This is a genomic window from Paenibacillus sp. IHBB 3054 (assembly GCF_051594305.1).
Taxonomy (GTDB): Bacteria; Bacillota; Bacilli; order Paenibacillales; family Paenibacillaceae; genus Paenibacillus_AQ.
Window position 1 is genome coordinate 166648 of sequence record NZ_JBOFBG010000010.1, and the last position, 13308, is coordinate 179955.

Annotated in this window: 13 protein-coding genes, 1 pseudogene and 1 riboswitch; of the genes and pseudogenes, 3 read left to right on the forward strand and 11 right to left on the reverse strand. The window is 50.0% G+C overall.

Going from position 1 to position 13308, the window contains the following annotated elements; all coding sequences use genetic code 11:
• The first annotated feature begins 25 nt into the window (after positions 1-25).
• Both mqnE and ACQ76X_RS14175 read left to right on the forward strand, forming a co-directional pair.
• Positions 26-1132 (forward strand): aminofutalosine synthase MqnE, encoded by a 1107-nt coding sequence (gene mqnE, locus ACQ76X_RS14170; protein WP_038596132.1) that lies wholly within the window; start codon positions 26-28, stop codon positions 1130-1132.
• A gap of 83 nt (positions 1133-1215) precedes the next feature.
• Positions 1216-2277 (forward strand): NAD(P)/FAD-dependent oxidoreductase, encoded by a 1062-nt coding sequence (locus tag ACQ76X_RS14175; protein WP_076112517.1) that lies wholly within the window; start codon positions 1216-1218, stop codon positions 2275-2277.
• A 34-nt stretch (positions 2278-2311) separates the two neighbouring features.
• On the opposite strand, the gene ACQ76X_RS14180 is transcribed toward ACQ76X_RS14175, so the two are convergent.
• Complete coding sequence (locus ACQ76X_RS14180) at positions 2312-2566, reverse strand: YuzB family protein (RefSeq protein ID WP_038596137.1); 255 nt, start codon at positions 2564-2566, stop codon at positions 2312-2314.
• Between the two features lie 82 nt (positions 2567-2648).
• On the opposite strand from ACQ76X_RS14180, the gene ACQ76X_RS14185 reads away from it, so the two are divergent.
• Positions 2649-2897, forward strand: coding sequence for a NifU family protein (locus ACQ76X_RS14185; protein WP_038596139.1), 249 nt, complete (start codon positions 2649-2651; stop codon positions 2895-2897).
• A gap of 277 nt (positions 2898-3174) precedes the next feature.
• Here the strand turns inward: ACQ76X_RS14185 and ACQ76X_RS14190 are convergent, their stop codons facing one another.
• The 10 genes and pseudogenes from ACQ76X_RS14190 to ACQ76X_RS14235 all read right to left on the reverse strand — a co-directional run bounded on the left by ACQ76X_RS14190 (position 3175) and on the right by ACQ76X_RS14235 (position 13285).
• Positions 3175-4053: a MetQ/NlpA family ABC transporter substrate-binding protein gene (locus tag ACQ76X_RS14190; RefSeq protein ID WP_438494650.1), complete on the reverse strand. Its 879-nt coding sequence runs from the start codon at positions 4051-4053 to the stop codon at positions 3175-3177.
• A 52-nt stretch (positions 4054-4105) separates the two neighbouring features.
• Positions 4106-4735, reverse strand: coding sequence for a methionine ABC transporter permease (locus tag ACQ76X_RS14195; protein WP_438494708.1), 630 nt, complete (start codon positions 4733-4735; stop codon positions 4106-4108).
• A 38-nt stretch (positions 4736-4773) separates the two neighbouring features.
• Positions 4774-5790: a methionine ABC transporter ATP-binding protein gene (locus ACQ76X_RS14200; RefSeq protein WP_438494652.1), complete on the reverse strand. Its 1017-nt coding sequence runs from the start codon at positions 5788-5790 to the stop codon at positions 4774-4776.
• Positions 5791-5891: 101 nt separating this feature from the next.
• Positions 5892-6034: riboswitch (SAM riboswitch) on the reverse strand.
• Positions 6035-6123: 89 nt separating this feature from the next.
• Entirely contained in the window at positions 6124-6864 is a 741-nt protein-coding gene (locus tag ACQ76X_RS14205; RefSeq protein ID WP_438494654.1) for a Cthe_2314 family HEPN domain-containing protein, read from the reverse strand.
• Positions 6865-6999: 135 nt separating this feature from the next.
• Positions 7000-8771, reverse strand: a pseudogene (locus ACQ76X_RS14210) (UbiD family decarboxylase).
• A gap of 99 nt (positions 8772-8870) precedes the next feature.
• Positions 8871-9803 (reverse strand): COX15/CtaA family protein, encoded by a 933-nt coding sequence (locus tag ACQ76X_RS14215; protein ID WP_438494656.1) that lies wholly within the window; start codon positions 9801-9803, stop codon positions 8871-8873.
• 125 nt (positions 9804-9928) lie between these two features.
• Positions 9929-10273, reverse strand: a complete 345-nt coding sequence (locus ACQ76X_RS14220; protein ID WP_438494658.1) for a thioredoxin family protein — start codon at positions 10271-10273, stop codon at positions 9929-9931.
• Between the two features lie 107 nt (positions 10274-10380).
• Positions 10381-12006: a putative polysaccharide biosynthesis protein gene (locus tag ACQ76X_RS14225; RefSeq protein ID WP_438494660.1), complete on the reverse strand. Its 1626-nt coding sequence runs from the start codon at positions 12004-12006 to the stop codon at positions 10381-10383.
• A 21-nt stretch (positions 12007-12027) separates the two neighbouring features.
• Positions 12028-12513 carry a DUF456 domain-containing protein gene (locus ACQ76X_RS14230; RefSeq protein WP_438494662.1) on the reverse strand — a complete coding sequence of 162 codons (486 nt, stop codon included), beginning with the start codon at positions 12511-12513 and terminating at the stop codon, positions 12028-12030.
• A gap of 34 nt (positions 12514-12547) precedes the next feature.
• Entirely contained in the window at positions 12548-13285 is a 738-nt protein-coding gene (locus tag ACQ76X_RS14235) for a Cof-type HAD-IIB family hydrolase (protein ID WP_038596162.1), read from the reverse strand.
• Positions 13286-13308: the final 23 nt, after the last annotated feature.

The following is a 13308-nucleotide window of genomic DNA, read 5'->3' on the forward strand; positions in this document are numbered from 1 at the left end:
CGCCAAACCTTCAGGAGGAAATCATATGTCTACTCTTATCACACCCCACACAGACGCCAGAATGGCGAACATTATCGAAAAGGTTCGCGGCGGAGAACGATTAAATTTGGAAGACGGCGTTTATTTATATGAGAGCAACGATTTGCTCACGATCGGCCAGCTGGCTAATGAAGTCAACCAGCGCAAGAATGGAAACAAGGTATATTTTATCGAAAACATGAGCCTTTATTTCACCAATGTTTGCGAATCCCACTGTGCATTCTGCAATTTCCGCAAGGATGACGGAGAAGAAGGCGCTTATACCCTTTCCGGTCAGGAAATGGTGCAATATGTCGAACAGCATATTCATCCCGGCGTACGCGAATTCCATATTGTCGGCGGCCATAATGATAAGGTGCCCTTCCAATATTACGTTGATTCGCTGAAAGCTCTGCATGAGCGGTTTCCTGAAGTTACCTTAAAAGCCTATACTGCGGCGGAAATTGATTTCTTCACCCGGATCAGCGGACTCAGCATCCGTGAAGTACTGGAGCAGCTGCGCGCAGCAGGACTCCAATCGCTTACCGGAGGCGGAGCTGAAATTCTTTCTGACCAATACCGTAAAAAAATGCGTGTTGATAAAGCAAACGTCGAAGAGTATCTGGAAGTGCACCGGGTTGCCCATCAGATGGGCATGAAGACGCACACCACCATGCTCTACGGCTCCATCGAATCGCACGAGGACCGCATCCGCCATATGCTGCAAATCCGCGAGCTGCAGGATGAAACGAACGGTTTTATGGTATTTATCCCGCTGTCCATGCAGCCCAAGAACAAAAACGCTGGGATTATGCGCCGCAACTCGGCGTATGAAGATCTTAAGACGATTGCGATCAGCCGTTTGATGCTGGATAATATTGACCATATTAAAGCTTACTTCATTAATATTGGCGCACAGCTCACTCAAGTTGCTTTAAGCTTCGGAGCTTCCGACGTGCATGGCACGATTTTAAAAGAACGGATCAGTCACGCCGCAGGTGCTTTAACTCCTGAAGGTCTGACACGCGAAGAATTGATCTGGCTCGTAAAAGGCGCCGGACGGATTCCGGTTGAACGGGATACCTTCTACAATGAAATCAAGGTTTACGAATAATTAAACGACTGAAGTTAACCGAAATTGTCCTTCGCAGCTGCAAAAACATATTTGAGCACTACTCGAAAGGAAGATCGGTCTGCATGAGAACATTACTCGTCCTGGGTGGCGGCTACGGCGGCCTTGCCCTTATCCAAGAACTGCTCAACAACCATCTCCCTCATGATATGGAGATCGTCCTAATCGACCGGATGCCTTATCAGGGAATCAAGACGGAGTATTATGCGCTTGCTGCAGGGACGGTGAACGATTACCATTTACGCATCCAGTTTCCCGTGCATCCGCGTCTGACCGTCCGATATGGTGAAGTAGGCTCCATTGATCTGGAGAGCAGAATGATATTCATGGAGACCGGTGAGCCGGTTTCCTATGATATCCTGGCGATCGCTCTCGGCTGTACAGATAACTATCATGGCATTCAAGGAGCAGAGCAATATACCTGCAGTATCCAGAGCTTCTCAGAAACGCGGGAAACGTATCGCCGGCTGAATGATGTGAAGCCTTATGGAACGGTTAATATTGTAGGCGGGGGATTAAGCGGAGTGGAAATTGCCGCAGAGCTGCGTGAAAGCCGTCCTGACCTGAATATTTCTATACTCGATCGCGGGGAACGCGTGCTGTCGGCTTTTCCGGCGAAGCTGTCCAAGTATGTGGAAGAATGGTTCAGCGAACACCATGTCGAAACACTGGGCAAAATTTCCGTATCTCATGTAGAAAAGGATGCCATCTATAATGGCACCCAGGCTATTCCTGCTGATGTTACTGTATGGACCGCCGGAATCCAGCCGGTCCGGGTAGTCCAGCAGCTCGAAGTAGCGAAAGACCGCAGTGGCCGGATCATGCTGGACCAATATTACAATATAGCGGATTATCCGGAAGTGTACGTGCTCGGCGACTGCGCCAGTCTTCCGTTCGCTCCAAGTGCTCAGGCAGCCGGAGCGCAAGGGGAACAGGTAGCACATGTCCTTCAAGCGCTGTGGCGCGGCGAAACACCGAAGCTTCATGCGATCAAGCTGAAGGGAACGCTTGGTTCCCTGGGCAAACATGCCGGTTTCGGGCTGATGGGCCGCCGCTCCGTCATGGGACGCGTCCCCCGTCTGCTGAAAAGCGGCGTACTTTGGATGTCCAAACGGCCTTTGGGTTAAATTAAGGTAGGCCAAAGATAGGACTAACCTTCGGCTAGTCCAGTTCCAGATTGTCCCATGCTTCCTGTTCCTTAATAGCGGCCTCGATGGCTGCTTCCAGTTCCTCTGGAGAAGCTGCTTCAATAATTTCGCCGTCAACCATGGCGAATGGCTGCAGGTAGCACTCGCCGCAGTTGTTCAGACAACCGTATTCAATTACATCGTATTCCGGATTTTGTTCCAGCTTTTTTTTCAGCGGTTCCGTGCCATGGCCAATATTACTGGCACAAAATTCAATAATTGGTCTCATGATGCTCTCCCTATTCTGCACTAACCATTTTATTTTTTAACTTTTTGTACTATAATGAACTTACGAAAGGAGTGATTGAGAAATGAGTGAGAATGTACAAAGCACCACCATGTATGATGAAGTACTGGAAGTGCTCGATAAACTTCGTCCGTTCCTGCAGCGCGATGGCGGTGACGTCGAACTGATCGATGTTGAAGACGGCATTGTTAAGTTGAAGCTTATGGGTGCCTGCGGCAGTTGCCCTAGCTCCACGATCACGTTGAAAGCCGGGATCGAACGCGCCCTCCTTGAAGAAGTAGAAGGCGTAGAAGAAGTTGTTCAAGTATTCTAATCCCGTTTGATACCGATCCCGGATCTTCTGAGAAGAAGACCCGGGATTTTTTTGAACTATAAGAATTTATAGGCTTCACACTATAAATTATCCTTCTATTTCTCGCTGTAACGGATACCGTCCTTTTGAGGACGGCGAAGCCGTTTCCACTTGTTATATGTATTATAGAGGATTTCACATTTCGCAACAACCGGAGTGCGAAAAACCCCGCATGCCTATTTCTGGCATGCGGGGTTTTCCGTCGTTGTAATTCTGTTAAGTCAGCTAAGGCAGCAGCTTAAAATGCAGGGATAATCGCACCTTCGTATTTCTCTTCGATAAATGCTTTAGCTTCCGCAGAGTTCAGAGCTGCAGCCAGCTTCTGGATGGCATCGGAATCCTTGTTATCAGGACGGGATACCAGCAGGTTGGCGTAAGGGGAATCTGCTCCTTCAATGAACAATGCATCTTTGGTTGGAACAAGGCCGGCTTCAAGTGCAAAGTTGGTGTTGATCAGAGCAATATCCACTTCATCAAGCTGGCGTGGCAGCATTGCTGCATCCAATTCAATGATCTCAAGTTTCTTTTTGTTTTCGGTAATATCCGCTTTGGTGGAAGTGATATTAGTGTCGTCTTTCAAGGTGATCAGGCCGTTTTTAGCCAGCAGGATCAGTGCGCGTCCACCGTTGGTGGCATCGTTCGGAATCGCTACTTTCGCGCCGTCAGCCAGTTCGTCAATCGATTTGATTTTTTTGGAATAAGCGCCGAAAGGTTCAACGTGAACAGCAGTTACCGATACCAGATCCGAGCCGTTCTTTTTGTTCTGGTCATCAAGGTAAGGCTTGTGCTGGAAGAAGTTCGCATCCAGTGCCTTTTCGGCAAGCTGTGTGTTCGGCAGGATATAGTCTGTAAATTCTTTGATCTCCAGCTTGATGCCTTGTGCTTCAAGCAGCGGAGCGATAGCCTTGAGAATTTCAGCATGCGGCACAGGAGATGCGCCGACCACGAGGGTTACAGGTTCTGCAGCCGGTTCGGTCGTTGGTTCTGCAGAAGCATCTGTTGATGGTGCATTCGTTGCGGCGGAATTGGCCACGTTATTGGTATTGTTATTGTTGCCGCAAGCAGCCAGCACCAATACCAAGGTCAAGCTGAAAAATGTGAGCAGTACTTTCTTCATCTGTAAATCCCCCTTTATTAAATGTATGAATAAGGCTATATATGGACGTACCTTATTTCCGGGTGAAAAATTTGACCAGCCGGTCTCCGGCCATTTGCAGCAGCTGAACTAGTATAACCATCAGCACTACGGAGATAATCATAACTTCTTTCTCATACCGGTAATAACCGTAGCGGATTGCCAGGTCACCAAGACCGCCGCCGCCGATCATACCCGACATCGCGGTGTAGGAAACGAGCGTAACGAGAGTGATGGTCACTCCGGCAAGCAAGCCTGGACGAGCCTCGGGCAAAAGCACACGCATAACGATCTGCCCTGTGGAAGCTCCCATTCCTTGTGCTGCTTCAATCACGCCCCGGTCAACCTCACGCAGTGCCGTCTCCACCAGTCTGGCAAAAAACGGAGCCGCACCGATGACCAGCGCCGGGATCGTACCGAGCACACCTATCGAAGTCCCCATAATCGACTTGCTGAAAGGAATCAATGCTACCATTAGAATGAGAAATGGAACGGAACGCAGGATGTTTACAAGCAGCGATAATACCGAGTAAATAACCCTGATAACAATGTTATTTGTTCTTCCCCATAAATATAACACAATTCCGAGTGGTAAACCAAGAATAATTGTGAATATTCCGGAAAATGCCAACATTTTTAGTGTAGCCACTGTAGCATCGAGCATTTCTTCCCAATTAATCGTATTAAAATTCAAGCCGCCCACTATGAAATCACCTCCACATCAAGCCCCTGCGCCGTTAACTCGGCGATTGTGGCTTCAACCGCTTCAGGAGACCCTTCAAAACGGACAATCAGTTGGCCATAAGGCACATCTTTAATTGTGGAGATTGTCCCCTGCAAAATCGCAAAGTTGACCCCGGTGCCGCGGGCCACATGGGACAAGGTAGACTCGTACGTTTTTTGTCCCAAAAAGGTAATCTTGACGGCCTTGCCGAATTCACCGTTCACTGCATCAATGGCCGCCCGAAGAGGCCCGTCCTGCTGAGTTTCACTACGGATAAACTCCTTGGTTACTTCATGCTTGGGCTTCAGGAATACCTCTGCGACATCCCCCTGCTCGATAATACCGCCGCCATGAATGACTGCGACCCGGTCACAGATGCTCTGTATGACATGCATTTCATGCGTAATCAGCACAATCGTCAGATTGAATCGCTTGTTGATATCGAGCAGCAGACGCAGGATGGAATCCGTTGTCTGCGGATCCAGCGCCGAGGTCGCTTCGTCGCATAGCAGCACATCCGGATCACTGGCCAAGGCACGGGCCACGCCCACCCGCTGCTTCTGTCCACCGGACAGCTGGGCAGGATATTTGTTCAGATGTTGTTCGAGACCAACCAGTGTTATCAGTTCCTTCACTTTATGGTCAATTTCTTTTCCCGGAGTGCCCATCAGCCGCAGCGGAAAAGCGATATTATCGTATACCGTAGCCGAAGTGAGCAAATTGAAATGCTGAAAAATCATTCCGATTTTACGCCGCTGCACCTGCAATTGCCTCTGATTCAGCGCCGTCAGATCCACACCGTTCACCCATACCTCACCCTCTGTCGGACGCTCCAGCAGGTTAATGCAGCGGATTAGGGTGCTTTTTCCCGCTCCGGAATGGCCGATTACTCCAAAAACCTCACCTTTTTTGATGGACAGGTTCAGATCCCAGAGCGCTGTAGCGGCCTTGCTGCCTTTTCCGTAGACCTTGGTTAAACCTTTTAGCTCTATCAATTGCTGTCCCCCTCTCTTTATTTCTATTTCTATAACATCAAAAAGACCTCTTACGATCGATTGCAGATCGCAAGAGGCCCTGTGCGTTTATTAACAATGCCTTCTCATCTGCCAAAGACCGCAAACCGCGCGGTATTGTAGGAATTAGCACCATGACATTCATCTAAAACGCGGATTGACGCGTGTTACACAAATCGGTTGCCGGGCTTCATCGGGCCTATCCCTCCGCCGCTCTCGATAAGATTATGATATGAAATTAGTTGCCGTTCTCTGTGAGAAACGAATGCATGCCTAAGTATAGTAAGTTTCAGGTTTTTTGTCAAAGGGAAAGTTTTACTTGGTGCCGTCCCCTGCTTTCAAGGCTGCCGCGTTTTTACGCCACTGCTCATTGCTGTAACGGAACGAAGCGCTTAAAGATTTGCACACCATCTCGAGGCACTGCTTCAAATCCTCCAGATGACTGTCCAAATCTTCAAGCTGAATTTTGTCATGCAGGCCTTGATGTCTTTGCCAGAGATCATCCTGCATTTCCGCATTCATATAATGAATTTCGGCGTTGCGGCGTTTGCGCAGATTCTGCAGCGGCTCCCGGTAAGAGTTCTTGATATTCTCCAGTTCTTCCGCCAGCGGCGCATGCGCTTTGAGCAATTGAAATTGCCGCAACACGGTGAAATACGAGAAATGGGCTTTGACCTTGGTCGTGTTGAGATTATACAGACTGTTCAATACAGTTCCAAGCTTGTCCAGCAGTGAGAAGACACGAATAAAGCCGTTTTTATAAAAATAAACGTACCGGGCATAATCGCCCTGCTCGATCACCGTCATATCATCCATATAACCGGCAACAACCAATTTCCGGTAAAAGGCTGCCGCGAACCAGCTTTGCTCCAACTCGTCCAGGGAGGAAATCAGCCCGCGCGTCCATATCTCCAGCTTGCGGTATTCATGGTCGTGGTCCTCATGCGCGTTCATTTCCTTGCGCAGCATCGCTGCAAGCTTCGCCATGTTGTCCATGGCTTCAGCCAGTACACCGCCGTTCTCGCGCGGCGGTTCTCCCAGTAATATCCGCAGCATGTTTTGTCCTCCTCAAAGTTTTGTAAGCATTACATCCTGAATCTACTTCGTACAAAACTCGCTTCGGAAGCATTCGCTTAGTTTTGTGAGCAATTCTTCCTGATTTTTCTTCGTACAAAACTAACTTCGGAAGCATTAACTTAGTTTTGCGAGCATCGGAAAATAGTTCTTCCATTTTTGGTCGACCACCTTCACAATATCCCCGCACGGTTCCAGCTCATCCGGATAATCAGGCTTCATGCGGGCGTCGATAACAATCGGCAGCTTATAGCCAATGTGATGGCGGTTAACCTCGGATTCTGCGTAAATATCGCTCGCCGGATTAAACCGGGTGAACACAGTCCACAGAAAGGAGGTTTGCGTCTGAGCGGTTTCAGCGGCGTGATCCACCAGGATGACGAGCGGCCATTCTGTTTCGTTGTGGCGCAGTTCGGCGATCAGTCTCAGCGGAAGTTCAGGGTCGTCTATATAGGATGCACCCGATACCGTTAAACATCCTCCGCAATAAGGAACAACGCCGGTAATTCCGGGAAGCACTCCCTCATTATAGGTACGGGGAAGCACCCGAACCGGGGATCCGACGCCCATCATTACGCCTTTACTGCCGCGGTTCAGCTTGTGTCCGGTATAATCCGAGGTATCTTGAGCCGTATTATTCAGCACAACCAGATCAGTTTGCGGATCGAAACGCTCCAGTACCGTCTCCAGCAGCTTGGGGAAATCGCAAAGATCCACCGGCTCATTCGTCAGCAGCAGAAATTTGGTCAAAGACAGCTGGCCTTCTCCCAGAATGCGGAAAGCCGATGCCAGCGCTTCGCGCGAATAGCTTTCGCGCACAACGGCGGATGCGAGCGAATGCGAGCCGGCTTCGGTATAAGACCACAGCGCCTTGACTGACGGCATCAGCAGCGGATAGGCCGGGGACAGGAGGCGCTGAAGAAAATCCTTCAAATAATAATCCTCCTGGCGGGGTTTGCCGGATAAATCGCATCCTTGCGGTGCCACATCCGCTGAACATGCAGGACAGGGAAATCATGCTGCCGGGAATAATATCCATAGGGATCTCCGAAAGGTCCCTCCGGGCGACGCTCCAGCGGCGTTACAAGACCGCGGATAGCGAATTCGGATTCAGCGGGAATCCGGTGTCCGCCCATGGGATCCTTAACCATGGGTAGCCGACGGCCCAGCATCAGCGAAGCCAGCAGCAGTTCAGGCAGCCGCTCCGGCAGGGGAGCAATGGCTGCGGCAATCAGCGCCGGCGGGCCGCCGAGAAATACGGAGACTGGCAGAGCCTCACCGAGCAATTCAGCCTCACGGTGATGAAAACCGCCGCCTTTATGGATTTGCCAATGGACACCTGTTGTATTGTCATCATAAATTTGCACACGGTACATTCCAAGGTTACGGTTTAACGGATTGGTAATACTCTCGGTATATACTAACGGAAGGGTGATCAGCGGCCCGCCATCCTCGTGCCAGCTTGTTACTCTGGGCAATTCTTGCAGCGGGTCGGTACTGCGGCATATGCCCAGCACAGGCGCTTCACCCTGCGGCACATCTTTGACGCCGACCTTGAGCAGATCATACAGCAGGCCTTTTTCTTTCCATATCGCCGAGGGGGTGGGCGGCAGCAAAGTTTCCACCGCCCCCGTCAGCGACTTCATCAGCTGCTCGGGCCGGGTCCCAAATGCCTGGTTTACCCTGCGGACCGTCCCGAATAAATTTGTCGCGACCGGAAAAGGGGTTCCTTTTACATGGGTAAAGAGCAATGCCGGCCCTTCTTCCCGTACCACACGCCGATGAATCTCCGCCAGTTCAAGATAAGGGTCCACCGGAGTATCAATCACAGCGAGATCCTTATCCTTTCTCAACTGCTCGATCCATTGACGCAAATTATCGTATCCCACTTTATTGTTCCTCCTCAAACCTGGCTGAGTGCCCAAAGTCTGATTGGCAGTCTCTACTGAGAACTAACGATACAGGACAGACGAACATTTTGCCTGCATTTAGTTTGATTTATTCTTTCTGCTCAGCTGCCATACACGCACACTCATGTAGCACAAGACTCCGAACAGTCCAGCAATCAGCAAAATATGGGCCAGCGCAGCAAATATGTACAATTGTTCGTTATACAGCGTATGCACCACAGCCGCACCGCTGAGTACCTGCAGCAGGCAGAGCACAACCGCGGCAACGCCCAGAGCCCGCAGCTCAGGCCATGCTCTGTGTTTCCAATAGGCTAAATGTCCAAGCAGTGCGATCAGAACAAACAGCAGTGCCGCCGCAACCCGGTGTACAAACACTATGCCTACACCACCAGACAGCTCGGGAATCCATTCCCCATTGCAGAGCGGCCAGCCGGAGCAGCCCCCCTGTGAATCCGTGTGGCTAACATAAGCTCCGATATAAACGACAATATATGAATATAACGCCGTAAACCACGTTAAGTTGCGGAACCCCCGGCTTACCCCTTGCCCGTAAGCCTCCTCTACGGCTCTAGATTCATGCCGCCGCTTCGTACCCAGCGCGAGCATGAGTGAGCTGGCAAAAGCAATTAAAGAGAAGCCCATATGCAGCGCCATCACCGCAGCAGACTGCGCTCGCATGACCGCAAGCGCTCCCATTCCACCCTGTACCACTACAAAAAAAAGTGTCAGCCCAGCATAAACGAGCAGTTCCTTCTGTCTGCGGGCATAACGCCAAAAAGCAAACATCGATATTAACGACACCAAACCCGCCAACCCACTGAACAAGCGGTGGGTGTACTCAATCATTGATCCCAAGGTATAGGCTGGAATTAGCTTTCCGTGGCAGAGCGGCCAATCATGTCCGCACTCCAGTCCCGATCCCGTCTTCGTGACCACAGCGCCTCCAAGCAAGGCAAAAAACATTGTGAGGCAAGTGATGTAGCTAAGCGTTTTCAATTGATTTGTCGTCAATAGGATCACCCGCATTTTTCATAGGAATGAACTGGATAATATAATGAACTGGATAATATAAGGAAAGAAAGATTAAAAAAACACCGCTTCTGCTCTATCAAGGCGAAAGCGGTGTGCAAACTTCATTACTTGTGAATACTCAGATAAACCTCAAGCGCCGTATTCAGAAAATTCTCAATTTCCTCACGGGATTTGCGCAGCTTATTAACGAATCTTACAAGCTCACGCCCGTCGGTGTAAGCGACAAAGCTGGGAATTCCAAGAATGTTCTGTTCCTGGCTGACATCGCCTACCGCATCAACATCCACCTCTACAAGCGTAAGACGTCCATCGTATTTCTGCTCTACTTCAGGCATAAAAGGATCAATAAACTTGCAATCGGAGCACCAATCCGCCTTGAATATAGCTACGCTCAAGCGCGGTGATTGAATCGCTACCTGAAATTCCGCAGGGGAAGAAATTTTATCCATGGATTATCCAATCCTTTCTTCATCATTGAGTCGGTTACCCTTTAAGTGAAGCAAAATGTGCTCAGGAAGTCAAATAAAATAGACGAAATAAGACATTAATCATAGCATTATTCGTTAGTACGAACACGTTCAGGCTGAAGCTTCATCAGTGGTTTGAGCAGCTTCTGCAAAGCACGCGGATAACTGGCAACCTCCTGGCGGCTTAGCACACCCAGCACAATCAGGAGTACAAGATAAATTACAACAACAGCCGTTCCCACAACCAGACAGGTAATCAGGAAAGCAAGCCGTGCAGGCATCAGATGGGTCAGCATAACTCCCGCTTCGTTCAGGCCGTAGCCAATTCCGCCGGAAGCGAGAACTGCAACGGTGAATCCGCCCCAGCGTTTACCCATAATCTCAAAAGGAACAATGGTTTTGAGCATACGCAGATTAAGATAAGTAATGATGAAGAAGCAAAGCGCCGTTGCTGCGATAATACCGTATATCCCGAAGGCGCGGCTCAGCAGGAAGTTTGAACCTAACTTCACGAGAAGACCTGCCATCACATAATACATGGAAATTCGTGATTTCCCCATTCCCAGCAGAATGGAGTTGGTCGTCATCATTGTAATCTGAAAAATCGTACCAAGCGTCAGCATCGCAACAATCCCGCTGCCGTCAAGACTGCTGAAGATCAGTCCGTTCACAGAATAGGCTGATACAACGAGAGCAAGTACAATCGGTGTTCCCGTTAATATCGAAATACGCATCGCGAGCGTCACCTGGCGTTTCAAATGCTCTTCATCACGCCGGGCGTAGGCCGCTGAGATAATCGGAATCAGCGAGGTGCTTAGCGCAATGGACAACACAGGAGGTATTCCCGCGATACTCTGCGCCCGGCTGCCAAAAATCGCCAAAGCCTGGGTCGCTTCTGCCATGCCGATTTGTCCACTAAGCAATGGCACAATGAAGGAAGTATCGATAAAGTTCACTACCGGAACCGTAATTGAAGATAACACAATGGGTATAGAAAGCTTAAAAATATCCTTGTAAATGCCCAGCAGCGGTAATTTGGCTTCATTGGTTTTATAGAGGGCCACTTGCTCCTCACTGCGGCGCAGCTTTATTGCATAATACAACATGACGCCAAATGCACCGATACTGCCGAGCACACTGCCGAATGACGCGCCGGCTGCCATCCATGTATTGCTGTATCCCTGGCGGAGCAAAATAAAAACGAGCAGCACGGCCGTGGATACCCGGGCAATCTGCTCGACAATTTGCGAGATTCCTCCAGCCATCATATTGTTGCGTCCCTGGAAATAACCGCGCATCATCGCGATGCAGGGGAACAGCAGCAGTGCCGGCGCAATCGCCCGAATGGCCAGGGTGCTCTCTGGAACCTTGGTATGTTCCGCATAATAAGGAGCAGCTATGTACAAGATTGTACTCATCAGCACACCTACAATAGCGGCAAATATAAGTGCGGCCCGGTACACCTGCTGCGCTTCATGCGGCCGGTTCAGGGCGTAACGCTCGGATACCATTTTACTTAGCGTGCTGGGGATTCCGGCTGTGGCCAGCGGCAGCAGCAGCAGGTAGACGTTGTTCGCCTGCGTGAACGAAGCGTTCCCGATATCATCGAATAAATGCTCCAGCGGCACCCGCTGGACAAGCCCGAGCACCCGGGCCACGAGCGCAGCCGCAGCCAGAATAAGCGTGCCTTTGACAAAAGATTCTTTCTTGGACAAACTGTTTCGCCTTCTTCGCTGTTAATTTATTACGATCCAGATAAAGAAAAGGACCACCATGGCAATTTGCAGTATGATTTTGACTACCGTACTGCTGAATAGGCCAAGCAATGCACCGAAGCTAACCTTGACTGCTTTACCGGGATTTGAGCCAGCCAGCAATTCACCTACGAACGCCCCGATAAACGGACCGAGGATCAGTCCAAACGCCGGAATGACAAACGGACCCAGAATCAGACCGATCGTGCTGCCGATGACCGAAGAACGCGAGCCTCCGAACTTTTTGACCCCCCAGGCCCCGACGACATAATCGGCTACAAATAATACGACGACAATCAGTGTCTGAATAATCCAGAACCAGGCTCCGAAGGGCTCGAAGCTGAAGAACCACCCGTATACAAAGAAGGCCAGATAAATCGCCAGCGCACCAGGGAGAATCGGGTATACAGCCCCGGCCAGTCCGACCGCGAATAAAGCAATAATCAGAATCCAACCCAGAATCGCCATTGGCTCATCTCCTTCAAAGTTTTGATAGCACTTACTACAGGATATACTTTTGAATCACTTCAGCAATTCCATCGTCATTATTGGACGCTACCACAGCATCCGCCTCCTGCTTGACGGTTTCCTGGGCGTTGCCCATAGCAACCCCAAATCCGGCCTGCTGGATGGCAGCCAAATCGTTCAGGCTATCGCCAACGGCAACAACCTGTGACATTTCGAGACCCAGCAGCTGGCAAACCTCGCGTATACCGGATGCCTTGTTGACACCAAGCGGATTGATCTCCAGATTATGCGGTGATGAATTGGTAATTTCGAGACCGCCCATATCCTGAAGCCGCATCAGCAGCTTATGGCGGATCTCATCATCCTCTGTGGAATAACCGAATTTGAGCCATTCCCTGCTCAGAATTTCTCCATCCCAGTTGTTCCGGTTGTACACTTCATCCACCGAATACGCCCAGAACCAGATATCGTATTCCTGGGCAATGTCATACATCTGCTGCACCAGCACCGGGTCCATCAGCGAGCGGCGGTACAGCTCATACGGAGCCCGCCATACTTCACTACCATTCACCATAATCATCGGAGTCTTAAGTCCAAGCTGTTCGGCATAAGGCATGGCGCTTTTGGAAGCGCGGCCTGTGGAGAGACAGACATGAACGCCTGCATCAACTGCCTTTTGAATCCATTCTACCGTTTTTGGGGTAATGATTTGTTCATCATTCAGTAAGGTCCCATCCATATCCAGTGCTAACAGGCGGTATTTGGCAGTCATTGCCACCCCTCCAATTTGTATGC

Excerpts from the sequence above, each read along its gene's own strand:
- ACQ76X_RS14230 (WP_438494662.1), bottom strand. The coding sequence starts at position 12,513 with ATGGCGATTCTGGGTTGGATTCTGATTATTGCTTTATTCGCGGTCGGA.
- ACQ76X_RS14180 (WP_038596137.1), bottom strand. The coding sequence starts at position 2,566 with ATGAGACCAATTATTGAATTTTGTGCCAGTAATATTGGCCATGGCACG.
- ACQ76X_RS14195 (WP_438494708.1), bottom strand. The coding sequence starts at position 4,735 with ATGCTCGATGCTACAGTGGCTACACTAAAAATGTTGGCATTTTCCGGA.
- ACQ76X_RS14175 (WP_076112517.1), top strand. The coding sequence starts at position 1,216 with ATGAGAACATTACTCGTCCTGGGTGGCGGCTACGGCGGCCTTGCCCTT.
- ACQ76X_RS14185 (WP_038596139.1), top strand. The coding sequence starts at position 2,649 with ATGAGTGAGAATGTACAAAGCACCACCATGTATGATGAAGTACTGGAA.
- ACQ76X_RS14220 (WP_438494658.1), bottom strand. The coding sequence starts at position 10,273 with ATGGATAAAATTTCTTCCCCTGCGGAATTTCAGGTAGCGATTCAATCA.
- ACQ76X_RS14190 (WP_438494650.1), bottom strand. The coding sequence starts at position 4,053 with ATGAAGAAAGTACTGCTCACATTTTTCAGCTTGACCTTGGTATTGGTG.
- mqnE (WP_038596132.1), top strand. The coding sequence starts at position 26 with ATGTCTACTCTTATCACACCCCACACAGACGCCAGAATGGCGAACATT.
- ACQ76X_RS14205 (WP_438494654.1), bottom strand. The coding sequence starts at position 6,864 with ATGCTGCGGATATTACTGGGAGAACCGCCGCGCGAGAACGGCGGTGTA.
- ACQ76X_RS14235 (WP_038596162.1), bottom strand. The coding sequence starts at position 13,285 with ATGACTGCCAAATACCGCCTGTTAGCACTGGATATGGATGGGACCTTA.